The following is a 23,205-nucleotide window of genomic DNA, read 5'->3' as shown; positions in this document are numbered from 1 at the left end:
ACGTGATCTCGACCCTGCTCGTCGCCAACCGCGGCGAGATCGCCTGCCGGATCTTCCGCACCTGCGCCGAACTCGGCATCAGGACCGTCGCGGTGCACTCCGACGCCGACGGGAACGCGCTCCACGCGCGCGTGGCCGACACCGCCGTACGGCTGCCGGGCGCCACGCCCGCCGACACCTACCTGCGCGGCGACCTGGTGGTGAAGGCCGCCGTGAGCGCCGGCGCGGACGCCGTGCACCCCGGGTACGGCTTCCTCTCCGAGAACGCCGACTTCGCCCGCGCCGTCCTCGACGCCGGCCTGGTCTGGATCGGACCGCCCCCCGAGGCGATCGAGGCGATGGCGTCCAAGACCCGCGCCAAGGAACTGATGGGCATCGCCCCCCTGGCCGAGGTGACCGCGTCCGACCTGCCGGTGCTGGTCAAGGCGGCCGCCGGCGGCGGCGGGCGCGGCATGCGCATCGTGCGCCGCCTCGACGAACTGGGCGCCGCACTGGAGAGCGCACGCGCCGAGGCCGCCAGCGCCTTCGGCGACGGCGAGGTCTTCGTCGAGCCCTACCTCGAACGCGGCCGCCACGTGGAGGTGCAGATCCTCGCCGACACCCACGGCACGGTCTGGCCCCTGGGCACCCGCGACTGCTCGCTCCAGCGCAGGCACCAGAAGGTCATCGAGGAAGCGCCGGCACCCGGCCTCCCCGAGGGGCTGGTGAAGGAACTCCACGCGCTGGCCGTGCGCGCCGCCCGCTCCGTCGCCTACGTCGGCGCGGGCACCGTCGAGTTCCTGGTCGCCGACGGCCGGGCGCACTTCCTGGAGATGAACACCCGCCTCCAGGTGGAACACCCCGTCACCGAAGCCGTCTCCGGCCTCGACCTGGTCGCGGAACAGATCCGCGTCGCCGAGGGCCACGCCCTCCCCCTCGACGCGCCACGCGCGCGTGGCCACGCGATCGAGGCCCGCCTCTACGCCGAGGACCCCGCCCGCGACTGGACCCCGCAGACCGGCACCCTGCACCGCCTCGCCGTACCCGACAGCGTCCGCCTGGACACCGGCTACACCGACGGCGACGAGATCGGCGTCCACTACGACGCCATGCTCGCGAAAGTGGTCGCCCACGCCCCCACCCGCGCCGAGGCCCTCCGCAAACTCGCCCACGCGCTCGAGAACACCACCCTGCACGGGCCCACCACCAACCGCGACCTCCTCGTCCGCTCCCTGCGCCACGAGGAGTTCGCGACGGCCCGCATGGACACGGGCTTCTACGACCGTCACCTCACCGAACTGACGGTGTCGGCCCCCGACCCGCACGCCCCCCTCGCCGCCGCCCTGGCCGACGCCCACGGCCGCTCCCGCTTCGGCGGCTGGCGCAACCTGCTCTCCCAGCCCCAGACCAAGCGCTACCTGATGGCCGGCGAGGAGCACGAAGCCCGGTACCGGCACACCCGCGAGGGCCTCGCGGCAGACGGCGTACGGGTCGTGCACGCCGACGCGCGTCTCGTCGTACTCGACATCGACGGCGTACACCGCAAGTTCGAGGTGTCGCGCTACGGCGACCAGGTCCACGTCAACAACACGACCCTCACCGCCCTGCCCCGCTTCCCCGATGCCAAGGCTCAGTTGGCGCCGGGGTCGCTGCTGGCACCGATGCCGGGGACGGTCGTACGGATGGCGGAGGGGCTGGCGGCGGGGGCACCGGTCGAGGCCGGCCAGCCACTCCTCTGGCTGGAGGCGATGAAGATGCAGCACCAGATCACCGCACCGGTCACAGGCACGCTGAGCGAGTTGCGAGCCGTAGTCGGCCAACAGGTAGAGCCGGGCTCTCTACTGGCAGTAGTGCAAGCAACTTAGGGGCGCGGGGCTGTATTCGATTTGCGGCTACCGCCGCGTGAGCGCGAGCAACCACACACAACCCGCACCCGAAGGAGCCACCATGCCCCCCCAGATCGAAACCGACGAACACAAGGCACTCCGCGCAGCGGTAGCCGCCCTCGGCGCGAAGTACGGCCGCACCTACATGACCTCGGTGATCGCCGCCGGAGGCCACCCCACCGAACTCTGGAACGAGGCCGGCAAACTCGGCTACCTCGGCGTCAACCTCCCGGAGGAGTACGGCGGCGGAGGCAGCGGCATCGCCGAACTCTCCATCGTCCTGGAGGAACTGGGCGCCACAGGCTCCCCGCTCCTCATGCTCGTGGTCTCACCCGCGATCTGCGGCACCGTGATCGCCCGCTTCGGCACCGAGGAGCAGAAGCGGAGCTGGCTCCCCGGCCTCTCCGACGGCTCCCGCCTGATGGCCTTCGGCATCACCGAACCCGACGCCGGCTCCAACTCCCACCGCATCACCACCACCGCCCGCCGCGACCCGGCGAGCGGCGACTGGCTGCTCACCGGCCGCAAGGTCTTCATCTCCGGCGTCGACATGGCCGACGCCGTCCTGATCGTCGGCCGCACCGAGGACGCCCGCACCGGCCGCCTCAAGCCCTGCCTGTTCATCGTCCCGACGGACGCCGAGGGCTTCCACAAGCGCCCCATCGACATGGAACTGAACGCCGCCGAGAAGCAGTTCGAGCTGACCCTCGACGACATACGGCTGCCCGCCGACGCGCTCGTCGGCGACGAGGACGCGGGCCTGCTGCAACTGTTCGCCGGACTCAACCCCGAGCGGATCATGACGGCCGCGTTCGCGATCGGCATGGGCCGCTACGCGCTCTCCAAGGCGATCGAGTACGCGCGCGAGCGCACCGTCTGGAAGGCCCCCATCGGCGCCCACCAGGCCATCGCGCACCCCCTCGCCCAGGCCCACATCGACCTCGAACTCGCCCGCCTGATGATGCAGAAGGCCGCGCACCTGTACGACGCGGGCGACGACATCGGCGCCGGTGAGGCCGCCAACATGGCGAAGTACGCGGCGGGCGAGGCGTGCGTGAAGGCGGTCGACCAGGCCGTGCACACCCTCGGCGGCAACGGACTCACGCGGGAATTCGGGCTCGCCTCGTTGATAACGGCCGCGCGCGTGGCTCGTATTGCTCCGGTGAGCAGGGAGATGATTCTCAACTACGTCTCCCACCAGACCCTCGGCCTGCCCAAGTCCTACTGAGGCCCAAGGCCGCCTTGGAGGAACCGTGTTCCGCAGTGAGTACGCAGACGTTCCACCCGTAGAACTCCCCATCCACGAGGCCGTGCTCGGCCGGGCCGCCGAGTTCGGCGATGCGCCCGCCCTGATCGACGGCACCGACGGCACCACGCTCACGTACGCACAACTGGACCGGTTCCACCGGCGGATCGCGGCCGCGTTCGCCGACGCCGGCGTCCGCAAGGGCGACGTCCTCGCCCTGCACAGCCCCAACACCGTCGCCTTCCCGACCGCGTTCTACGCGGCCACGCGCGCGGGTGCCGCGGTCACCACCGTGCACCCGCTCGCCACGCCCGAGGAGTTCGCCAAACAGCTCACGGACTCCGCGGCCCGCTGGATCGTCACCGTCTCACCGCTCCTGGCGGCCGCCCGCCGGGCCGCCGAACTCGCGGGCGGCATAGCGGAGATATTCGTCTGCGACCGCGCCCCGGGGCACCGCTCCCTGCTCGACATGCCGGCCGGTGACGCCCCCGAACCACAGGTCGACATCGACCCCGTCGAGGACGTCGCCGCACTGCCGTACTCCTCCGGCACCACCGGTGTCCCCAAGGGCGTGATGCTCACCCACCGGCAGATCGCCACCAACCTCGCCCAGCTCGAACCCGCCGTCCCGGCCGGCCCCGGCGACCGCATCCTCGCCGTCCTCCCGCTCTTCCACATCTACGGCCTCACCGCCCTCATGAACGCGCCGCTGCGCAAGGGCGCCACCGTCGTCGTCCTGCCCCGCTTCGACCTGGAGACCTTCCTCGCCGCCATCCAGAACCACCGCATCACCGGCCTGTACGTCGCGCCGCCGATCGTCCTCGCCCTCGCCAAGCACCCCTTGGTCGCCGAGTACGACCTGTCCTCCCTGAAGTACGTCATGAGCGCCGCCGCCCCCCTGGACGCCCGCCTCGCCACCGCCTGCTCGCAGCGCCTCGGCCTGCCGCCGGTCGCCCAGGCCTACGGCATGACGGAACTCTCGCCCGGCACCCACGTCACCCCGCTCGACGCCCTGGACCAGGCACCGCCCGGCACCGTCGGCAAGCTCATCGCCGGCACCGAGATGCGGATCGTCTCCCTCGACGACCCGCACAAGGACATCGGCACCGGCGAACCCGGCGAGATCCTCATCCGCGGCCCCCAGGTCATGAAGGGCTACCTCGGCCGCCCCGACGCCACCGCCGACATGATCGACACCGACGGCTGGCTGCACACCGGCGACGTCGGCCACGTCGACGCCGACGGCTGGCTGTTCGTCGTCGACCGCGTCAAGGAACTCATCAAGTACAAGGGCTTCCAGGTGGCCCCCGCCGAACTGGAGGCCCTCCTGCTCACCCACCCGGGCATCGCCGACGCCGCCGTCGTCGGCGCCTACAACGACGACGGCAACGAGATCCCGCACGCCTTCGTCGTCCGCCAGCCCACCGCCGGCGACCTCACCGAGAACGAGACCATGCTGTACGTCGCCGAACACGTCGCGCCCTACAAACGCGTCCGCAAGGTCACCTTCATCGCCGGAGTGCCCCGCGCGGCCTCCGGGAAGATACTCCGCCGCGAACTGCGCGCCCTCGCGAAGACCGCGGAACCCGAGGAGCGCCCATGACGACGACCGGAACGTCCATCGGACGGACACACGCGCGTGCCGTCACCACACTCAGCCTCGACGCCACCGCCACCCGCAACGCCCTGTCCGCCGCCCTCGTCGCCGGACTCGCCGAGGCACTCACCGACTGCGCCAAGGACCCCGACGTCCGCGCCGTCGTCCTCACCCACACCGGGAACACCTTCAGCGCCGGCGCCGACCTGCGCGACCCGCCCGACCCCGACGCGCTCGTCGGCCTCCTCCGGCAGATCGTCGAGCTGCCCAAACCGGTCGTCGCCCGCATCACCGGCCACGTCCGCGCCGGCGGCCTCGGCCTCCTCGCCGCCTGCGACATCGCCGCCGCGTCCACCGACTCCACCTTCGCCTTCACCGAGGTACGCATCGGAGTCGCCCCCGCGGTGATCTCCCTGCCCCTCCTCCCGCGCACCGACCCCCGCACCCTCGCCCGCTACTACCTCACCGGCGAACGCTTCGACCCCGCCGAGGCCGTCCGCCTCGGTCTCCTCACCACCACCGCCGACGACGTCGACACCGCCCTCGCCCCCGTCCTCGACGGCCTCCGCCGCTCCGCCCCCGAGGCCCTGGCCGAGACGAAACAGCTGCTCACGGCTAGGGTGCTGGAGACATTCGACCGGGACGCGGCCACCCTCACCGCACTCTCGGCCCGGCTGTTCTCCTCCGACCAGGCCCGCGAGGGGATGACAGCCTTCCTCGAACGACGGGACGCGGCGTGGGTGGTGTGAACACGGGTGTGGGTACGGGTGTGAGTACGGGGGCGACGGGTACGGCTGACCGCGCCCCGAAACAGGACCGCAGCCGGGCCACCCGGCAGCGGCTCCTGGAGGCCGCCGTGGCCTGCCTCGCCGAACACGGCTGGACCGGCTCCACGGTCGCCGTCGTCGCCGAACGCGCCGGCGTCTCCAGAGGCGCGGCCCAGCACCACTTCCCGACCCGCGAGGACCTCTTCACCGCCGCCGTCGAATACGTCGCCGAGGAACGCTCCACGGCCCTGCGCGCCCTGTTCCCGCAGGGCGCGGCCGACGACCGCAGAGCAGTCGTCTCCGCCCTCGTCGACCTCTACACCGGCCCCCTCTTCCGCGCCGCCCTCCACCTCTGGGTCGCCGCCTCCAACGAGGACCAGCTCCGCCACCGGGTGACGGAGCTGGAGGCCCGGGTGGGCCGCGAGACCCACCGCATCGCCGTCGACCTCCTGGCCGCCGACGAGACCCGCCCGGGCGCGAGGGAGACGGTCCAGGGGCTGTTGGACATGGCGCGGGGCCTGGGCCTGGCCAACCTCCTCACGGACGACCGGGCGCGGCGCGAGCGCGTGGTGACGCAGTGGGCGGCACTGCTGGACGAGGTGCTGGACAGCGCCCCGTAAGGGGCGCGGGGAACTGCGCGACCAGCCCCCACACACCCGCACCCGCCGACCCACCCCCCACCTAGTGGGCGATGTCCGCGAACCCCTCCACATCCTGCGGCTTCCGCACCCCCGGCCCCACATACTCCGCCGACGGCCGCACCAACCGCCCCGTCCGCTTCTGCTCGAGAATGTGCGCCGACCACCCCGCCGTCCGCGCACACGTGAACATCGACGTGAACATGTGCGCCGGCACCTCCGCGAAGTCCAGCATGATCGCCGCCCAGAACTCCACATTGGTGGCCAGCACACGATCCGGCCGCCGATTGTGGAGCTCCTCCAGCGCCGCCTTCTCCAGCGCCTCCGCGATCTCGAACCGCGGCGCGCCCAGCTCCCGCGCCGTCCGCCGCAGCACCCGCGCCCGCGGATCCTCCGCCCGGTACACCCGGTGCCCGAACCCCATCAGCCGCTCGCCACGGTCCAGCGCCCGCTTGACGTACCCCACCGCGTCCCCGGTCCGCTCGATCTCCTCGATCATCCCGAGCACCCGCGACGGCGCACCCCCGTGCAGCGGCCCCGACATGGCCCCCACCGCACCCGACAGCGCCGCGGCGACATCCGCACCGGTCGAGGCGATCACCCGCGCCGTGAACGTGGACGCGTTCATCCCGTGCTCGGCGGCCGAGGTCCAGTAGGCGTCCACAGCCGCCACATGCTTCGGATCCGGCTCCCCACGCCACCGGATCATGAACCGCTCGACCACCGAATGCGCCTTGTCGATCTCCCGCTGCGGCACCATCGCCAGCCCCTGCCCGCGCGCCGACTGGGCGACGTACGACAGCGCCATGACCGCGGCCCGCGCGAGATCCTCCCGGGCCTGCTCCGCATCGATGTCCAGAAGCGGCTTCAGCCCCCACACCGGCGCCAGCATCGCGAGCGCCGACTGCACGTCCACCCGGATGTCACCCGAATGGACCGGGATCGGGAACGGCTCGGCCGGCGGCAGCCCCGGATTGAACGCCCCGTCGACGAGCAGCCCCCACACGTTCCCGAACGAGACGTGCCCGACCAGATCCTCGATGTCGACGCCCCGGTACCGCAGGGCGCCTCCCTCCTTGTCCGGTTCGGCGATCTCCGTCTCGAACGCGACGACTCCTTCGAGCCCAGGCACGAAGTCGGACATGGGGCGGCTCCTCATGGGTGTAGGCGGAGGCAACTGCACCATAACTCCGAGTGCCAGACTTGGGGACCCCAGCGGCACTCAGTGCCACACTCTCTGCCGCTCCCAGGGTGCCGCACAGCGCGATACGGCAAGATGACGACGTGACCGATCGCGACGCCGCCGCCTCCGACGACCCCGTCCTCGACCCCGCCGCGATGCGCAAGCACTACCGGGCCGAGGGGCTCGAAGAGCACGACCTGGCCGCCCACCCCATGGACCAGTTCACCCGCTGGTTCGAACAGGCCGCACGGGCCGCCGCCGACGAGATGATCTACGAACCCAACGCGATGGTCCTCGCCACCGCCGACGCCGAGGGCCGCCCCAGCTCACGCACGGTCCTGATGAAGCAGTACGACACCCGCGGCTTCGTCTTCTACACCAACTACGACTCCCGCAAGGCCCAGGACCTCGCCGTGAACCCGTACGTCTCGCTGGTCTTCCCCTGGCACGCCATCGCCCGCCAGATCGTCGTCACCGGCACCGCCCGCCGCACCGGCCGCGACGAGACCGCCGCCTACTTCCGCACCCGCCCGCACGGCTCCCAGCTGGGCGCCTGGGCCAGCACCCAGTCCACGGTCATCTACTCCCGCGCCGAACTCGACGCCTCCTACGCGGAGCTCAGCGCCCGCTACCCCGAGGGCGAACAGGTCCCGGTCCCCCCGCACTGGGGCGGCTTCCGCATCGCCCCCCGGACCGTCGAGTTCTGGCAGGGCCGCCAGAACCGCCTCCACGACCGCCTCCGCTACGTCGCCGACCCCGCCGGCACCTGGCACGTGGAACGCCTCAGCCCCTGACACCCCCAGGGACCTGCGGGCCCCGCAAACGCAGACGACCCGCGAGCTCAGGTCCTTCCGCCATGTGGCGGAGAAGCCGGCCGGACGTACCGGCGAGCTCGCGGGTCGGGTGACTGCGTTGGATTAGGCCGGCTGCGTGCACGTCGTGCACGCGGGTCCGGCACCGCACATCGTGTGGTGGCGAGCCGCTAGCCCGCAGCCACCTCGCGCGTCCGGGTTTCACTCATTTACCCGATCACCTCCCTTCCACGTAGGGCCCACCCTAAGAAGCTGCCGGGAAGGACTCAACTGTTTTTCGGAGGTGTTTGCGGAGATGCTTCACACTGGGTTCTGTAGCTGTACCCGTCGCCCCGCTGTAGAAGCCGCAAGTTCCAGTGGCAGACGTTGAGGCGGCCTTGCGGTGTGGTGAGGCTGTGCTGCCCCCTGGCCCGGACGGAAATACGCCCAGTCCAGGCACCAGCCCACTTGCCCGAGGGGACGACGGCACGCACCAGGTCCCCGGTGACGTACCCGAAGTGCTGCTTGGTGCGGGAGCGCCGTAGGCGTGGGAAGCCGTACCGGTCGGGTGTGGTGCGGGCGTACGAGCCGCGTCCGGTGGCCTTGGCGACCAAGACCAGCTCAGGGAACCGTACGATCAGGTCTCCCGCCTCGTGGTCCAGGTGGCCGACGGCCAGTGCGTCGAGGGTGTGCGTCTTGCTGAGGCCGGTTGCCACACGGTTGGCCATGGTGAGGTGGCCGGACCAGGCATGTACGGGTCTGCCCAGCGTTTCCAACGTTTCCGCGAGTCGCGCTTGCGTCGAGTTCATCGCGGCGGCGTCCCGCAGGGGTGCCCTGAGCTGGTCAAGGATCTTGGCGAGGCGGTCGGGGCGGTGGGCGAGGAAGGACTCGACGGAGCGGTTGTCCTTGGCCTTGTTGCAGGGGACGCAGGCGAGGACGAGGTTGGTGATGCGGTTCGAGCCGCCTTGGCTGCGGGGCCGTACGTGGTCGATGTTCAGGGGGACGCCGGTGGCGCCGCAGTAGGCGCAGGTGCTGTTCCACTTGGCGTGGAGGTACGTGCGTGTGGTGCTTCCGGCCAGTGGGCCCTGGGCGTGTTCCGTGCCACGGAGACGGCGCCCCGCGCTCATGGAGTGGGTGTCGAAGGCCGTGCGTTCGAGGTGGATCTCGGTGACGGGTGCATAGCGGCAGAGGCGGTTCGCAAGGGAGAACGTGGTGTCGACGCGGTGGCGGAGGGACGGCGGGAGCCAGCCCTGTGCCACGCCGCGGTTGCTTGATCGCGGTGCTCGGTAGCGGCAGTTTGCCGAGCGCCGTCGATGTCGGTATCCGCCTCGTTGCCCCATGGCGTGGTGGATCTGGTCGCCCCGGTGCTGGAGTTCCATCGTGAAGAGTCCGCGTCGGACAGTGACGACACGGTCGTCTGTGCCTGGCTCCTTCTTCTCGTCGGTGAGGGCGAGTCCGGTGCCTTTGGAACCGGGGTCGATGCGTAGCTGCAAGCCGTCGACGGCCGATTCGGCGAGTGTGCGGTCCTTCAGCCGGATGGCGAAGGGCGTCTGTCGTACGACGACGGCTCGCCCTTTGCGGAGGAGTTCACGGGCGCGGGCCGGGTGGCAGGGCATGAGCGGACGCCCGTCCCTGGAGAGAACGAAGACTCTGCCGTCGCCGCTTCCGCCCGCGTACTGCGGTGTGTGCGCGGGAGCGTCACCGCTCCCGTTCTCTGCCGCCTGCGCCACCGTGGCGGCGTGCTTGGCGTGTCGCCGACGGGCCTTGGTGCCGGTCCCGTCGGTCTCCCCTCGCCCATGTTCCCTGCCGGTGTCCCGCGCGGTGGCGGGGTGTCCGTGAGCCGTTTCGTCCCTGCTCCCGGGGGTGTCTGCTCTCACGGGTTCCAGAGCAGGCTGCTGAGGAAGCACAGCCTGGTGGGTCTGCTCGCCTGTGGGAAACGTAGTCATCGGGGGCACCTCCCTGATCCTGTGATCTCGATGACTGGGGCTGGTCACTCCGCGGCCTTTGTGGCTGGGGAGCGAGTGACCTCCCTTCTTCGGTGTGCAAATGAAGCTACTGATCCGGGTCGCAGATGTTGCCTTGATCGAACCGAAGTCGCTCGTTTATGCGGATCTCGCCGCTTTCCCGAACGTGCACGTGATTTTCCTGCTAACTGCCGCGTAGCCTGCTCGGCTGTGGACAGAGAGGGTGGTGCTCGGCAGCTTCGGCTGATCGGCGAGACGGTGGAGATCGCGAAGGCCCTGGGTGTGGAGGTGTGGCTGCGCGGGGGTTGGGCCATGGACTTCTTCATCGGCGAGGTTACGCGTGACCATGTGGACATCGACTGGTTCGCCTGGGCGGAGGATGCTCCTGCGCTGACCGGCGAACTGCTGCGTTCTGGCCATGAGCTGCTGTCCGGGTCGCCTGCCGACCAGCAGCGTGATTTCTGCAAGCAAGGCGTGGAGAGCAGCTTCGCTCTCTTGAGCAAGGACCGGTCAGGGCGGGTTGTGGTCGCTGGCGGTCCCTGGGCCGGGGCGGTGTGGCCGGAGGGCATGCTCGATGCTCCAGTTGGCCATATCGGGGCGCTCTGGTGCCGGATCATCAGTCCGTGCGCCCAGATCAAGATCAAGCAGATGATGCCGGTCTGGGTTCCGGGGCGGCCCCGTCGCAGGAAGGACACCGAGGACATCGCCACGCTGGAAGCGGCACTGCGGGAACAGGGGACCTGCCCGGCATGAGGGCGTGAACACGTGTGCAGCCACCGGCGCCTGCACGTGGCAGGACGGGTGCGCTTATGTGGGATCGATGACGACGAGGGCCGGCGGTTGCTGAGGATCATTCGCCGCGGTTCCGGCTCGGCGGTGACCTGGCGGCGCGCGCAGACGGTGCTGCCGTCTTGCGATGCTGCTCGACAACTTCTCCCCGGACCTGGCGGAACAAGCACGCCGCAGGCGAACGACTCCGCGAGATCGTCAACAGGGCGAACGTTGCCTGCTGCGGCACTGGATGGCCGAGCGAGCCCCACTAGCGTTCTGTGCATGACAGAACAACACGTGGGTGGGTTTCGGGTCCGGCTGGTGGACGGGGCCGACGCGCTGGAGGAGTGGCGGTACGTGCACAACGTGGTCGTGCCGCCGGCCGCGATGTCGGTGGGGGAGGTGCGGGAGCGGCTCGCGCGTGGGTACCGGCTGGAGAACGCGTACGACGGGGACGTACTCGTGGGGTGTTCGACCGTGCGGCCTGTCGTCGACGGGGTGGTGACGGTGATCGCGCGGGTGTTGCCGGAGTTCCGGCGCCGGGGGTTCGGGGCGGCCCTGTACGAGCATGCGCTGGCGTACGCGCGCGTGCAGGGGGCCGAGGCCGTCGAGACGTGTGTGCTGGGCGTCAACGAGGACGGGGTGCGGTTCGCCCTGCGGCGCGGGTTCGTCGAGGTCGAGCGGTACGTGCTCGACGGGGAGAGCGACGAGTGGGTGGATCTGCGGCTACCGCTGTGAAGCGCTGGTGGGCGGCGGGTTGCAACGATTCCTTCAATCTTGCGGGAACACAGTGTGGGCTGCGTCACGTTCGAGTTGAATGAAGGGCAGCGAGTGAGCCTGATGGGGGTCCAGGTGAGTGCTTCCCGGCGTAGTGGGGCCACGGACGAGTTGGGGCCCGACGAGCCCGAGCCGGAGCCGGAGCGGGATGTTCCGGAGGACTCGGGCGGTTCCGACCTGCTCGCGGCGCTGCTCGACGGCATGGACGCGGCACTGTGTGCCTTCGACGCGGACGGGTTCGTCACCCACTGGAACCGCGAGGCCGAGCGGATCCTGGGCTGGACGGCGGCCGAGGCGGTGGGCCGGCAGGGGTTCGCCGGATGGGCGGTGCGTGAGGCGGACGCGGACGAGGTCGAGGGGCGGCTGCTGTCCGCCATGCACGCTCCCGGGCGCCAGGTGCACGAGTTCGCGCTGCTGACCAAGGACGGCGGGCGGGTGCTCGTACGGACGCAGTCGGCGGCCGTGCGCGGGCCGGACGGGAAACCGGCGGGCGTGTACTGCGCGTTCAGCGAGGTGCACGCGCAGATCGACCTGGAGCGGTCGATCGCGCTGAGCGAGGCGCTGTTCGACGACGCGGCCTGGGGGGTCGTGGTCGTGGACGCGGATCTGCGGCCCGCCGTGGTCAACGCGTATGCCGCGCGGGCACTCGGTATCGGGCGTACGTCGGCGCTCGGGCGGCCGCTGGGGGAGTTGCTGGCGCTGGGTGTGGAGGACCTGGAGAGCGCGCTGACGCATGTGCTGGCCGAGGGTGCGCCGCCCGCGCCGGCCGAGATGTGGGTGAGCGTGCGGACACCGGAGGGCGAGCAGCGGCGCTGCTGGCGGTCGGGGTTCCTGCGGATGGCGTCGCCGCTGGCGGAGGAGCCGGTGCCGCTCGGGGTGGGCTGGCTGTTCCTGGACGTCACGGAGGCCAAGCAGGCGGAGCAGGAGGCGGCGATGCTGCGCTTCCGGGCCAACCAGCTGCATCGTGCGGCCCGTGCGGCCGCGGAGTGCGAGGACCCGGCGGAGGCGGCGACCGTCCATCTGGACTTCGCGCTGGCCGGGTTCGCCGACCATGCGGTGATCGACCGGGTGGTGGGCGGTTCCCGGGCCGACGGGGAGGTGGGGCCGGTGCGGCTGGTGCGGATCGCGGCCACGCCGTCCGGGACGCCGGGGCCGAGCATGCTGACGGGCGCCGCGGGGCTGCCGGTGCGGTACGAGGAGGGGCATCCCGCGTTGCAGTGCGTGGTGCGGGCCGGGAGTGTGCGGGCGGACGCCGGTTCGGTGCCGCTGGACCGGGCGCGGGCCTGGGCGCTGGACCGGCAGTGGCCCGGCGACGCGGTGCACGCGTTGTGCGCGGTGCTGCGCAGCCGGGGGCGGACGCTGGGCGTCGTGACGTTCCTGCGCGGGTCGGGCCGCAGCCGTTTCGAGCGCGCGGACGCGACGTACGCCGAGGACGTGGCCGTGCGTATCGCGACCGCGCTGGACCTCGCCCACCTGGAGAAGGACCGGCAGCAGTGACGGCCGGTCAGTGCTGGTAGAAGATCCGGTCGCGGTACTCCTCGAACACGCGGGCGTTCCACTCGTGGCCGCCGTCGACGTTGCCGGAGCGCAGCAGCGGGGGTTCGGTGCCGCGGTCGGCGAGGGTGGCGGCGGTGGTGGCCAGGACCGCCTGGAGCAGGGCGCTGGTGACGACGGTGGAGGCGGGCGCGAAGGGCGCGGGGATGGTGTCGAGGGTGAGTTCGGCGTCCCCGACGGCGATCTTCGAGTCGAGGACGATGTCGCAGTGGTCCTTGAGGTAGGTGCCCGAGGCGTGCCGGGAGGTGGTCTCGGCGGCGTACGCGACCGATGTCACGCCGATGACCTTGGCGCCGCGGTCGCGGGCGCTGACGGCCATCTCGACGGGCAGGGCGTTGCGGCCGGACAGGGAGATGATCACGAGGGCGTCGCCGGCGCGGAGGGGCGAGGTGTCGAGGACGGCGGTGGCGAGTCCGTCGACGCGTTCGAGGCGGGAGCCGAGGGTGGCGGGCATCACGTCGACGCCGACGAGGCCGGGGGCGGCGAGGAGGTTCATGAGGGCGAGGCCGCCGGCGCGGTAGACGACGTCCTGGGCGGCGAGGGAGGAGTGCCCGGCGCCGAAGGCGAAGAGGCGGCCGCCGGCGGCGACGGTGTCGGCGAGGAGGGTGCCGGCGGCGGCGATGGCCTCGGCCTCCTCGTCGCGGACCCGTTGCAGGAGGCCGATGGCGGCGTCGAAGAACAGGTCGGCGGGCGTGCCGTCGCTCATGCGGTGCCCCTTCGCAGCGTCAGCGTCAGCGTGTGTGTGTCGCGGATCACCCTCAGGTCTGGACCAGTGCGGTGTCAATACGGCCGGTGGTTCGCGCGGCCGGGGGCCGTCGCGGGACACGGCTGGGGAGTGCCCCGTTTTTCCGGTGTCCCCCGCTTGTCAGTGGGATCCGGCAGAATTGGTTCCAGGGCCAGCGCACGCCGCCGGGGCTTCCGGCAGAGGTAATCGAGGGGCACGAATGTCCGGACTGATCGACACCACGGAGATGTATCTCCGCACCATCCTCGAACTCGAAGAGGAAGGCGTCGTCCCCATGCGCGCCCGCATCGCGGAGCGGCTCGACCAGAGCGGGCCGACGGTGAGCCAGACGGTGGCACGGATGGAGCGGGACGGCCTGGTGTCCGTCGCGACCGACCGTCACCTGGAGCTGACCGACGAGGGGCGCAGGCTGGCGACGCGTGTGATGCGCAAGCACCGGCTCGCCGAGTGCCTGCTGGTCGACGTGATCGGCCTGGAGTGGGAGCAGGTGCACGCCGAGGCGTGTCGCTGGGAGCACGTGATGAGCGAGGCCGTGGAGCGGCGGGTGCTCGAACTGCTGCGGCACCCGACCGAGTCGCCGTACGGCAACCCGATCCCGGGCCTGGAGGAGCTGGGCGAGAAGGACGGCGCGGACCCGTTCCTGGACGAGAGCATGGTCTCGCTGGCCGACCTGGACCCGGGCGCGGACGGCAAGACGGTGGTCGTGCGCCGGATCGGCGAGCCCATCCAGACCGACGCCCAGCTGATGTACACGCTGCGGCGGGCGGGTGTGCAGCCCGGTTCGGTGGTGAGCGTGACGGAGTCGGCCGGCGGGGTGCTGGTGGGCAGCGGCGGCGAGGCGGCCGAGCTGGAGGCGGACGTCGCCTCCCACGTGTTCGTCGCCAAGCGCTGAGCGCTGAGCGCCAAGCACCAAGCGCTGAGCGCCGGAACCGGAGCGGCGCCGTAATCGGATCATCGTTCAACTTCCGTTGCTCGCAGGGAAGTTGACGCCCGTCGTCGACGTCCCTCCCCGGTGTGTCGAACGCGTCGATTCCAAGATTCAGTGCGCCGAATCGCAGCGCTGGAACGTTTCGCGTGCGAGGCTGTCGCGAGAGGCATATGACCTGAGGGGGCGGGGAGGATGTGCCGGAGACGTGAACACGGACGTGTGCGACGTGCGCACGGGCGTGGGATTGGCCCCGGCACCTTTCGGTACCGGGGCCTGTCCTCCCCGGTGCTGACCCGGAGCCCCGAGCTCCCAGGGTCATCCCCTCGGACCGTTTTCCCCGAGCGGTCCGCCCCCCGCAGAACAAATCCCCCCGGCGGCGCCGATCATGCCTGGGGAGGGGTCACTCGAATGAGGGGTGTTGCCCGCAGGAACCCGATTTTCGAATAGGGGTTCGATAGTCTGCAGTGGTACCGAAGCACCACGAAGCGATACGAGGCGACACTAGGCACGCGGAGCTAGGGGGGTGCCAGGCCCATGGCACGGCGCATCGACGTGACAGGAGCCGGCGGCGTACACCTCGCCGCCTGGGAGTTCGCGGACCCGCCCAAGTCGGAGGATCCGGGCCACTCGTTTCCCGGCGTGCTGTTACTGCACGGCCTGATGGGCCGTGCCTCGCACTGGGCGTCCACCGCCCGCTGGCTCGCCGGCCGGCACCGTGCCGTCGCCCTCGACCAGCGCGGCCACGGCCAGAGCGACAAGCCCCCGCAGGCCGTCTACACCCGCGAGGCGTACGTCGAGGACGCCGCGGCCGCCGTCGAGCAGCTGGGCCTCGCCCCGGCCGTGCTCATCGGCCACGCCATGGGCGCGCTGACCGCCTGGCAGCTCGCCGCCAAGCGCCCCGAACTGGTGCGGGGCCTGATCATCTGCGACATGCGGGCCTCCGCACTCGGCGCGGCCTCGCAGCGCGAGTGGGCCGACTGGTTCAAGGCCTGGCCCGTGCCCTTCGCCACGCTCGCCGACGTACGCAAGTGGTTCGGCGAGGACGACCCCTGGGTGGAGCGGCCGAACCCCGCGCGCGGCGAGTTCTACGCCGAGGTGATGCACGAGTGCGCCGACGGCTGGCGGCCGGTGTTCGACCCCGACCGGATGCTGAGGTCCCGGGAGACCTGGGTGTACGACGCGCACTGGGAGGAGCTGGCCCAGGTGCCGTGCCCCACGCTGGTCGTGCGCGGGGTGGACGGCGAGCTGGGCCGGGCGGAGGCACAGGAGATGGTCCGGGTGCTGCCCAAGGGGGAGTACGCCGAGGTGGCCGACGCGGGGCATCTGCTGCCGTACGACCGGCCGGATGCCTGGCGGGCGGCTGTCGAGCCGTTTCTCGATCGGGTGGGGGAGTGAGAGCCAGCTCCCCGTGACGCCCGTCCGCGGACCGGCGCCGGCCGGCCAGGCCCGCCACGCCGGCCAGGTCAGGTGAGGCCGGTGGGCTCGATCGGCTCGGTCGGGTCGGTCAGGACGAGCGGCTCCGCGGCGGTCCGGGTACGGGGTCGGGTGCCTGGCGCAGGACGGCGAGGGTTTCCTGGACGGTCCGGCGCACCCGCGGGTCCCCCGTGACGTCGCGCTGGTCGATGGTGCGCAGCCCGAGCATCGGGAGGGGGACGTTGAGGGCTGTGGCGCCGGCGGCCCGCAGGACGGTGGTGAGCTGGTGCTCCGCCCCCTGCGAGTGGTAGCCGACGACCAGGCCCGCGACGGGCTTGCCTGCCAGTGCGCAGTGGTCGCGGGGGCGGGAGAGCCAGTCGATGGCGTTCTTCAGCGCCGCCGAGATGCCGGCGTTGTAGACGGGGGTGAGGACGAAGAGGCTGTCGGCGCTGCCGACCTGTGCGCGCAGGGCGGCGACCTGCGGTGGCGGCCGGTCGGTGTCCAGGTCCTCGTTGAACAGGGGCAGTCCGTCCAGGCCGGCGGCGAGGACCAGCTCGTGCCCGGGACCGGCCTGGGCGAGAGCGGTCCGGGCGATCAGGGTGGTCACGGACGCGGCGCGCAGACTGCCGGAGATGACCAGCGTGCGGTGGACGGGGCGGCGGATGGACACGGTGTCTGCCTCCATCAGCCCGCGCTGCCGTGGCCGGGGCGGGCGTCGCCGGGGCGCGCGGGGCCGGGGTGAGCGTGGCCCGGGTGCGGGACGTCCTCCAGGGCCTCCAGCGCCGCGGCCGGCAGCTCGACGGCGGCCGCGGCGATGTTCTGGGCGAGGTGCTCGCGGGTCGACGTGCCGGGGATGAGGCAGATGGTGGGGGAACGGTGCAGCAGCCAGGCGAGGGCGACCTGCCGGGCGGAGGCGCCCAGGGCCGAGGCGACGTCTTCGAGGACCTGGAGCTGAAGGGGACGGAACCCGCCCAGCGGCCAGAAGGGCACGAAGGCGATGCCCTGCCGGGCGCACCAGTCCACCAGGCTGTCGTCAAGCCGGTGGGCGATGTTGTAGTGGTTCTGGACGGCGACCACGGGCGCGATCTCCTGGGCGGCCTCCACCTGGCCCTGGCTGACGTTGCTGACGCCCAGGTTGCGGATCAGCCCCTGTTCGCGCAGTTCGGCCAGCACGGTGAACGGCTCGACGATGTCCGCCGGTTCAAGGGTGTCGGTCATCCGCAGGTTGACCAGGTCGATCGCGTCCAGGCCGAGGTGTCCGAGGTTGTCGTGGACGGCCTGGACCAGTTCCGGACGGGAGAGCGCGGCGGGCCAGCCGCGGTCGGGGGTCCGGCGGGCACCGACCTTGGTGGCGATGTGGAGTCCGTCGCGGTAGGGGTGCAGGGCTTCACGGATGAGTCCGTTGACGAGGTGCGGGCCGTAGTAGTCGCTGGTGTCCAGATGGGTGATCCCGGCGTCGGCCACGTCGCGCAGCACGGCGAGTGCCTCGTCGCGGTCGCGCGGCGGGCCGTAGGCCATCGGCCCGGCGAGCTGGAGCGCGCCGAAGCCGACGCGGGTGACGGTGAGGGTGTCCGACAGGCGCAGGGTGCCGCCGGGAAGTTTCGCGTTCACGGAAGGGGGCTCCTGGGAGAGCGGTGATGCAGGGCGGTGTTCGATGTGCGGGCGGGGCGTCCGGGGCGTCCGGGAGAGGCGCCGCCCGCTCCCCCACAGTGCCGATCCACCCGGAGAGAAACCAACCGGACCGGCGATGTCCGGGGCGAACTTCCACGGACCGTCGATATGCCTGCCCGTATCTCCACCATGGACCAGAGCTACAGGCGCATCGTGTATGACCCCGCACCAGGACACCCGCACGCCACGGACGAGAGACGCCGTCCCGGCACCCCGCGCCCCCGGCCCGTCACCCCTTGCTGACAGCCGTCAGGATCTCCGGCAGGCCGGCCGCCGTACGCGGTGCCGCCAGGCGCAGCCCCGCCCACGTGGTGGCCGCTCCGTATGCCGCCCCCACCGGCAGCAGCAGCCAGGTCCACTCCTCGCCCCCCGCGCGCACGTTCAGCGCGATCGTCAGGGCGATGACGGGCGAGCAGAGCAGGGCCGCCGAGACCATGCCGCCGAAGACCGCGATCCAGGCGAGGCCGGCCTGGCCGGGGGCGACGTTCTTGTGGCCCTCCTGCGGGATGGAGTACGGGAAGCGGGCCGAGGTCCACGCGCCGGTCGCCAGCATCGCGCCGAGCAGGGCGAAGGAGAGGCCGAGCACCTCGGGCAGCCGGGGCCAGTCGCCCAGCAGGGCGGTGGTCAGGACGGTCACCAGCGTGGCGTACGGCAGGGTGATCACCAGCAGGGCCAGCGCCCGCCCGCGCAGCTCCGCGTAGGCGTCCCGCGGGGACGAGATGGTCGTCGCCACCATCCAGAAGGCGGAGGTGTCCTGCCCGAACTGGTTGTACATCTGGATGCCGAGCATTCCGGCGGCGAAGCACGCGAAGTAGATCGACCCGGTGCCCTGCAGGGCGTTGAAGACGGGCACGATCAGGCCGATGGCCAGCGAGGTCACCCAGGCGGCCTTGGTCTTGGGGTCGCGCCACACGTAGCGCAGGCTGCGCGCCATGACCGTGCCCGTGCGCCCGCCGGGCAGCAGCCGCCCCAGCCCCCCGCCTTCCGGTGAACGACCCCGGGCGGCCGATTCGGGCGCCTGCAGCGTGGAACCGTCGGGTGCGGTCATCAGCCGGGTCAGGGTCCGCGCCCAGGCGCCGACCAGCAGCGCCAACGCGGCCAGGGACAGGCCGAGTTGGAGGACCGCGGGGCCGTACGACCCCTCGCTCGCCGCGTGCACCGCGCCGATCGCCGACGCGGGCGGCAGCCACCGCACCACGTCGGCCACCGGCGCGAGCCTGCCGAGTCCGGCCGAACCGAGGCTCTGGGCACCGAAGTTGACGAGCTGCGCCCCGACGGCGATGACCAGGCCGCTCAGGACGGCCAGGTCCCGTCCCTTGCGGCTGCTGAGCAGCCGTACGTTCGCGGTGGCCACGGCGCGCGCGAGGGCCACGCAGACCAGCAGCGCGAGGGGGACGGCGACGACCGCGACGCCGTAGCCGGCCGGACCGTGCGCCACCGCCGCCGCGCAGCCCACCAGCAGCAACAGGCTGAACACGGGGCCGATGCCGATCAGCGAGGCGGCCAGCAGGGCCCGCACCAGCGGCCGGGGCCGCAGCGGGAGCATCACCAGCCGGGTCGGGTCCAGGGTCTCGTCGCCGCCCGGGAAGAACAGCGGCATGAACGCCCACCCCAGGGCGAGCACCGCGGCCGCCGGTACGGCCACCGCGTCCGCGTGCGCGTGCCCGCGCAGCAGGACCAGGCCCAGCAGTTGCAGTGCCGCGAACAGCAGCGCGAGGACCGCCGACGCGACGAACGCGGCCCGTCGGCCGCCGGACTGCCGCAGCCCGTTGCGCAGCAGCGACAGCTTCAGCCGTACGACGGTGGCGGTCACGTCCGTCATCGGGCCGCCCCGCCGCCCAGCCAGTCCAGGTCGGAGGCCGCGTCCCGGCCGCTCGCCCCGACCAGCTCCAGGAACGCGGCCTGCAGGGTGGGATGCGCCCCGCGCACCTCCTCCAGCGTGCCCGTCGCGCGGATCCGCCCGGCGGCCAGCACGGCGACCCAGTCGCACAGCGACTCGACGAGTTCCATCACGTGGGAGGAGAAGACGACGGTCGCGCCGGAGGCGGTGTAGCGCTCCAGCACGCCCCGGATGGTCTGCGCGGACACCGGGTCGACGCCCTCGAACGGCTCGTCCAGGAAGAGGACTTCGGGGTTGTGGAGGAGAGCGGCGGCGAGCCCGATCTTCTTGCGCATGCCGGTCGAGTAGTCGACGACGAGTTTGTGCTGGGCGCCGGCGAGGTCGAGCACGTCCAGGAGCTGGGTGGCCCGCTTGTCGACCTCGGCGCCGGGGAGGCCGCGCAGCCGGCCGCTGTAGCCGAGCAGTTCGCGGCCGGAGAGCCGCTCGAAGAGGCGGAGACCTTCGGGGAGGACGCCGATGCGGGCCTTCACGGCCACCGGGTCCCGCCACACGTCGTGGCCGACGACCTCGACGGATCCCTGGTCCGGGCGGAGCAGCCCGGTCACCATGGACAGGGTGGTGGTCTTGCCGGCGCCGTTCGGCCCCACGAGCCCGACGAACTTCCCCGCGGGCAGCGACAGGTCGATCCCGCCGACGGCCACCTGTTGCCCAAACCGTTTCCAGAGCCCACGAACACGTACGGCATCGGTCATGGGTGAACCCTAAGGGGGCGGCGAGGTTCCGAGGGTGCGGCGGGTGGGGGCTGAGGTGGGGGAGTGGGGACGCATGTGAGACACGGCTGGACAGCGCCCCGTCAGGGGCGCGGGGAACTGCGCGATCAGCCACGATGCACCCGCAGCCGCCCACGACACCGCACCCGGCACAGCCCAACAGGCGCCCTACCGATCCCTCCCGCACGCATAAGCCAACGGCGAGATCAACTCCTCCGCATCCGGCAGCCACCGGTTCGCGGCCGTCGGCCGGCACGCCCACTGCACCGCCCCCCGCGAGCCGTACCGCGTCGGCGGCGCGGGAACGTACGCCCCCTCGCCCAGCGCCGTGAGGTCCAGTGACGCCGGTGACCAGCCGATCTTCCGTACCAGATCCGGCACCTTCACCGCCGCACCCGGCAGCACGAAGAACTGCATCCGGCGGTCGGGGGTGAGCGTCACCGGCCCCAGCGTCAGCTCCATCCGCTCCATGCGCGCCAGCGCGAGAAACCCCGCCGTCTCCGGGACGGACAGCGCGTCGAAGGTACGTCCCGTCGGCAGCAGGATCGACGCCGTCGGCTGCTTCTGCCACATCCGGCGCGCCACCGTCGCACTACCGGTGGCCTGCGTCGCCCAGTCCGGGCGCGCTGCGTGCGCGCCGGGCGCGACGCACGCGACCTCACCACAGGAACAGCGTTGCACCCCCTCGACCGCTTCCAGCCAGGTGCCGGGGAAGACGTCCCAGTGGCGCTCCTCGGCGTAGCGTACGGCGGTGTCCAGCAGCGATTCCCCGCGCTGCTTCGGAATCTGAGCGGCTTCGGCGCCGACGATCGTCTCTTCCACGCTCAACACAACTCCCGCACCCACCTGGAGTTACGGGCGTAACGCGCGCGGGGGAGGAGCATCTTCTCCGTAACTGGGGCGCATGGATGCATGTGCGGGGGCGCGCAGGAGGAACCGGGGCGTGAGCGGGTAGTCACACGTGGGGGGTCGGTGGCGGTCGTCCCCGCAATTCCGCTGCCTTTACCCGGCAATCCTCGCATGTCCCGCATTTTCGGTATGTCCGCTGGGCAGTGATCGCAAAGGCCGGATCTTTTCCCTACAGGGAGTTCGCAGGGGGTACGCCATGGCCGCAAGGCCGCTTGTCGCGCGGCAGCCGAACGAACGGTTGCAGGCGCTCATCCAGGAGGCGGGGTGCTCGAACGCCGGGCTGGCCCGCCGGGTCAACATGTGCGGCGCCGAGCACGGTCTCGACCTCCGGTACGACAAGACGTCCGTGGCGCGCTGGCTGCGCGGCCAGCAGCCGCGGGGCCGGGCGCCCGCGATCATCGCCGAGGCGCTGGGCCGCAAGCTGGGCCGGACGGTCACGATCGACGAGATCGGCATGGCCAACGGCAAGAACCTCGCGTCGGGGGTCGGTCTCCAGTTCTCGCCGACGGTACTGGGGGCCATCGAGCAGGTCTGCGAGCTGTGGCGCAGCGACGTGGGGCGCCGGGACTTCCTGTCCGGGTCGTCCGTGGCCGCGTCCGCGCTCGTCGAGCCCAGCCGGGACTGGCTGATCTCGGCGCCGGACGCGCAGGTGGCACGGCAGGCGGGGCCGCGGGTGGGCCAGTCCGACGTGGCCGCCGTGAAGGCGATGACACAGGCGCTGACGGATCTGGACCACCAGTTCGGCAGCGGGCATGTGCGCCCGGTCGTCGTGCACTACCTCAACAGCGTCGTCTCCGGGCTGCTGGCCGGCTCCTACCGGGAGTCCGTGGGGCGGGAGTTGTTCGCCGCGGTCGCCCGGCTCACCGAGCTGGCCGGGTACATGGCGGTGGACACCGGTCAACCCGGGCTCGCCCAGCGGTACTACATCCAGTCGCTGCGCCTCGCGCAGGCGGCGGGCGACCGCGGCTACGGCGGCTACGTGCTCGCCTCCTCCATGAGCCACCTCGCCGCCCAGCTCGGAAACCCGCGTGAGATCGCCCAGTTGGCGAGGGCGGCGCAGGAGGGGGCGCGTGGTCGCGTGACCCCGCGCGCGGAGGCGATGTTCTTCGCGGCCGAGGCCCGGGGCCACGCCCTGCTGGGCGACGTGCGGTCGGCGCAGCTGGCGTCCGGGCGGGCGGCGTCGGCGATGGAGGCGGCCGATCCGGCGTCCGGGGACGACCCGGCGTGGATCAGGCACTTCGACGAGGCCTACCTGGCCGACGAGTTGGCGCACTGCCACCGCGACCTGGGCCAGGCCGAGGCGGCCGCCAGGTGTGCGCAGCAGTCGCTGGACGGACACCCGGAGACCCGGGCCCGGCGCCGGGCGATCGGCTATGTGCTCCTCGCCACAGCGCAGGTGCAGCAGCGCGAGATCGAACAGGCCTGCGCCACCGGGACGAAGGCGGTCGAGCTGCTGGAGACGGTCCGCTCCAACCGGGGCGCCGAGTACCTGGAGGACTTCCAGCAGCGACTGGAGCCGTTCCGGGACGAACCGGTGGTCAGGGAGTTCGGGGCACGCCTGGACCTGCAGGCGGCCGCATGAATTCCTGCCCCGCGGCTGCGTGAACATGTGGGAAACCACACCTTGCCGTGGAAGAAGCGGCATATACAGCGCACCGCGGGGCGGTTCTGTTACTGCCGTCACAGGGAACAAGATCGCGCCCTCGGCTGCGTGGCACCTTGCTGAGGGGACCCGGTAGCGTGAGCCCGATTCACAAGGTCCCCCATTAGTAGGAG

At 71.7% G+C, this 23,205-nt stretch carries 20 protein-coding genes and 1 pseudogene; 13 read left to right on the top strand and 8 right to left on the bottom strand.

Going from position 1 to position 23,205, the window contains the following annotated elements:
* Positions 1–2 precede the first annotated feature (2 nt).
* The 5 genes from ACFZB3_RS18570 to ACFZB3_RS18550 all read left to right on the top strand — a co-directional run bounded on the left by ACFZB3_RS18570 (position 3) and on the right by ACFZB3_RS18550 (position 6,095).
* The gene (locus ACFZB3_RS18570) at positions 3–1,844 is read left to right on the top strand and encodes a biotin carboxylase N-terminal domain-containing protein (RefSeq protein WP_391376701.1); all 1,842 of its coding nucleotides are present in this window, start codon (positions 3–5) and stop codon (positions 1,842–1,844) included.
* 82 nt (positions 1,845–1,926) lie between these two features.
* Entirely contained in the window at positions 1,927–3,093 is a 1,167-nt protein-coding gene (locus ACFZB3_RS18565) for an acyl-CoA dehydrogenase family protein (RefSeq protein WP_391376700.1), read from the top strand.
* A 25-nt stretch (positions 3,094–3,118) separates the two neighbouring features.
* Positions 3,119–4,714 (top strand): AMP-binding protein, encoded by a 1,596-nt coding sequence (locus ACFZB3_RS18560; RefSeq protein ID WP_391376699.1) that lies wholly within the window; start codon positions 3,119–3,121, stop codon positions 4,712–4,714.
* On the top strand, positions 4,711–5,457 hold the full coding sequence (locus ACFZB3_RS18555; RefSeq protein WP_391376698.1) for an enoyl-CoA hydratase family protein: 747 nt from the start codon (positions 4,711–4,713) through the stop codon (positions 5,455–5,457). Before ACFZB3_RS18560 ends, ACFZB3_RS18555 begins: the two co-directional genes overlap by 4 nt.
* 20 nt (positions 5,458–5,477) lie before the next feature.
* Positions 5,478–6,095: a TetR family transcriptional regulator gene (locus tag ACFZB3_RS18550; protein WP_391376697.1), complete on the top strand. Its 618-nt coding sequence runs from the start codon at positions 5,478–5,480 to the stop codon at positions 6,093–6,095.
* Between the two features lie 61 nt (positions 6,096–6,156).
* Here the strand turns inward: ACFZB3_RS18550 and ACFZB3_RS18545 are convergent, their stop codons facing one another.
* On the bottom strand, positions 6,157–7,257 hold the full coding sequence (locus tag ACFZB3_RS18545) for a citrate synthase (protein WP_391376696.1): 1,101 nt from the start codon (positions 7,255–7,257) through the stop codon (positions 6,157–6,159).
* A 140-nt stretch (positions 7,258–7,397) separates the two neighbouring features.
* On the opposite strand from ACFZB3_RS18545, the gene pdxH reads away from it, so the two are divergent.
* Positions 7,398–8,090: a pyridoxamine 5'-phosphate oxidase gene (gene pdxH / locus ACFZB3_RS18540; RefSeq protein ID WP_391376695.1), complete on the top strand. Its 693-nt coding sequence runs from the start codon at positions 7,398–7,400 to the stop codon at positions 8,088–8,090.
* A gap of 284 nt (positions 8,091–8,374) precedes the next feature.
* On the opposite strand, the gene iscB is transcribed toward pdxH, so the two are convergent.
* Positions 8,375–10,033: an RNA-guided endonuclease IscB gene (iscB, locus tag ACFZB3_RS18535; protein ID WP_391376694.1), complete on the bottom strand. Its 1,659-nt coding sequence runs from the start codon at positions 10,031–10,033 to the stop codon at positions 8,375–8,377.
* Between the two features lie 228 nt (positions 10,034–10,261).
* Between iscB and ACFZB3_RS18530 the strand changes: the two genes are divergently transcribed.
* The 4 genes and pseudogenes from ACFZB3_RS18530 to ACFZB3_RS18515 all read left to right on the top strand — a co-directional run bounded on the left by ACFZB3_RS18530 (position 10,262) and on the right by ACFZB3_RS18515 (position 13,096).
* Positions 10,262–10,804: a nucleotidyltransferase domain-containing protein gene (locus ACFZB3_RS18530; protein ID WP_391376693.1), complete on the top strand. Its 543-nt coding sequence runs from the start codon at positions 10,262–10,264 to the stop codon at positions 10,802–10,804.
* 36 nt (positions 10,805–10,840) lie between these two features.
* Positions 10,841–10,963, top strand: a pseudogene (locus ACFZB3_RS18525) (IS630 family transposase); the annotation flags it as partial.
* 141 nt (positions 10,964–11,104) lie between these two features.
* Positions 11,105–11,560, top strand: coding sequence for a GNAT family N-acetyltransferase (locus ACFZB3_RS18520; RefSeq protein ID WP_391376947.1), 456 nt, complete (start codon positions 11,105–11,107; stop codon positions 11,558–11,560).
* 102 nt (positions 11,561–11,662) lie between these two features.
* The gene (locus tag ACFZB3_RS18515) at positions 11,663–13,096 is read left to right on the top strand and encodes a PAS domain-containing protein (RefSeq protein WP_391376946.1); all 1,434 of its coding nucleotides are present in this window, start codon (positions 11,663–11,665) and stop codon (positions 13,094–13,096) included.
* A gap of 7 nt (positions 13,097–13,103) precedes the next feature.
* Here ACFZB3_RS18515 and ACFZB3_RS18510 read toward each other — a convergent pair whose 3' ends face one another.
* The gene (locus tag ACFZB3_RS18510; protein ID WP_391376692.1) at positions 13,104–13,859 is read right to left on the bottom strand and encodes a sugar isomerase domain-containing protein; all 756 of its coding nucleotides are present in this window, start codon (positions 13,857–13,859) and stop codon (positions 13,104–13,106) included.
* 238 nt (positions 13,860–14,097) lie between these two features.
* On the opposite strand from ACFZB3_RS18510, the gene ACFZB3_RS18505 reads away from it, so the two are divergent.
* Positions 14,098–14,790 carry a metal-dependent transcriptional regulator gene (locus tag ACFZB3_RS18505; protein ID WP_351702825.1) on the top strand — a complete coding sequence of 231 codons (693 nt, stop codon included), beginning with the start codon at positions 14,098–14,100 and terminating at the stop codon, positions 14,788–14,790.
* A gap of 570 nt (positions 14,791–15,360) precedes the next feature.
* On the top strand, positions 15,361–16,221 hold the full coding sequence (locus ACFZB3_RS18500; RefSeq protein WP_391376691.1) for an alpha/beta fold hydrolase: 861 nt from the start codon (positions 15,361–15,363) through the stop codon (positions 16,219–16,221).
* 109 nt (positions 16,222–16,330) lie between these two features.
* On the opposite strand, the gene ACFZB3_RS18495 is transcribed toward ACFZB3_RS18500, so the two are convergent.
* The 5 genes from ACFZB3_RS18495 to ACFZB3_RS18475 form a co-directional block, all read right to left on the bottom strand.
* Positions 16,331–16,909 (bottom strand): NAD(P)H-dependent oxidoreductase, encoded by a 579-nt coding sequence (locus ACFZB3_RS18495; protein WP_391376690.1) that lies wholly within the window; start codon positions 16,907–16,909, stop codon positions 16,331–16,333.
* A gap of 14 nt (positions 16,910–16,923) precedes the next feature.
* Positions 16,924–17,850, bottom strand: a complete 927-nt coding sequence (locus ACFZB3_RS18490; protein ID WP_391376689.1) for an oxidoreductase — start codon at positions 17,848–17,850, stop codon at positions 16,924–16,926.
* A gap of 289 nt (positions 17,851–18,139) precedes the next feature.
* The gene (locus tag ACFZB3_RS18485) at positions 18,140–19,732 is read right to left on the bottom strand and encodes a transporter (RefSeq protein ID WP_391376688.1); all 1,593 of its coding nucleotides are present in this window, start codon (positions 19,730–19,732) and stop codon (positions 18,140–18,142) included.
* Entirely contained in the window at positions 19,729–20,502 is a 774-nt protein-coding gene (locus ACFZB3_RS18480) for an ATP-binding cassette domain-containing protein (protein WP_391376687.1), read from the bottom strand. Before ACFZB3_RS18480 ends, ACFZB3_RS18485 begins: the two co-directional genes overlap by 4 nt.
* 186 nt (positions 20,503–20,688) lie before the next feature.
* Positions 20,689–21,351, bottom strand: a complete 663-nt coding sequence (locus tag ACFZB3_RS18475) for a bifunctional DNA primase/polymerase (RefSeq protein ID WP_391376686.1) — start codon at positions 21,349–21,351, stop codon at positions 20,689–20,691.
* A 274-nt stretch (positions 21,352–21,625) separates the two neighbouring features.
* On the opposite strand from ACFZB3_RS18475, the gene ACFZB3_RS18470 reads away from it, so the two are divergent.
* Positions 21,626–23,011 carry a transcriptional regulator gene (locus tag ACFZB3_RS18470; RefSeq protein WP_391376685.1) on the top strand — a complete coding sequence of 462 codons (1,386 nt, stop codon included), beginning with the start codon at positions 21,626–21,628 and terminating at the stop codon, positions 23,009–23,011.
* The last annotated feature ends 194 nt before the right edge of the window (positions 23,012–23,205 follow it).

This window comes from Streptomyces sp. NPDC008092 (assembly GCF_042957285.1).
Classification (GTDB): Bacteria; Actinomycetota; Actinomycetes; order Streptomycetales; family Streptomycetaceae; genus Streptomyces.
The sequence above is the reverse complement of the archived record's forward strand: the minus strand, read 5'-3'. Positions and strand labels throughout refer to the sequence as shown.

What these genes read in the sequence shown, in the direction of transcription:
- ACFZB3_RS18565 (WP_391376700.1), top strand. Translation starts at nt 1,927, where the DNA reads ATGCCCCCCCAGATCGAAACCGACGAACACAAGGCACTCCGCGCAGCG.
- ACFZB3_RS18515 (WP_391376946.1), top strand. Translation starts at nt 11,663, where the DNA reads ATGGGGGTCCAGGTGAGTGCTTCCCGGCGTAGTGGGGCCACGGACGAG.
- ACFZB3_RS18520 (WP_391376947.1), top strand. Translation starts at nt 11,105, where the DNA reads ATGACAGAACAACACGTGGGTGGGTTTCGGGTCCGGCTGGTGGACGGG.
- ACFZB3_RS18510 (WP_391376692.1), bottom strand. Translation starts at nt 13,859, where the DNA reads ATGAGCGACGGCACGCCCGCCGACCTGTTCTTCGACGCCGCCATCGGC.
- ACFZB3_RS18470 (WP_391376685.1), top strand. Translation starts at nt 21,626, where the DNA reads ATGGCCGCAAGGCCGCTTGTCGCGCGGCAGCCGAACGAACGGTTGCAG.
- ACFZB3_RS18505 (WP_351702825.1), top strand. Translation starts at nt 14,098, where the DNA reads ATGTCCGGACTGATCGACACCACGGAGATGTATCTCCGCACCATCCTC.
- ACFZB3_RS18555 (WP_391376698.1), top strand. Translation starts at nt 4,711, where the DNA reads ATGACGACGACCGGAACGTCCATCGGACGGACACACGCGCGTGCCGTC.
- ACFZB3_RS18480 (WP_391376687.1), bottom strand. Translation starts at nt 20,502, where the DNA reads ATGACCGATGCCGTACGTGTTCGTGGGCTCTGGAAACGGTTTGGGCAA.
- iscB (WP_391376694.1), bottom strand. Translation starts at nt 10,033, where the DNA reads ATGACTACGTTTCCCACAGGCGAGCAGACCCACCAGGCTGTGCTTCCT.
- ACFZB3_RS18485 (WP_391376688.1), bottom strand. Translation starts at nt 19,732, where the DNA reads ATGACGGACGTGACCGCCACCGTCGTACGGCTGAAGCTGTCGCTGCTG.
- ACFZB3_RS18500 (WP_391376691.1), top strand. Translation starts at nt 15,361, where the DNA reads ATGGCACGGCGCATCGACGTGACAGGAGCCGGCGGCGTACACCTCGCC.
- ACFZB3_RS18545 (WP_391376696.1), bottom strand. Translation starts at nt 7,257, where the DNA reads ATGTCCGACTTCGTGCCTGGGCTCGAAGGAGTCGTCGCGTTCGAGACG.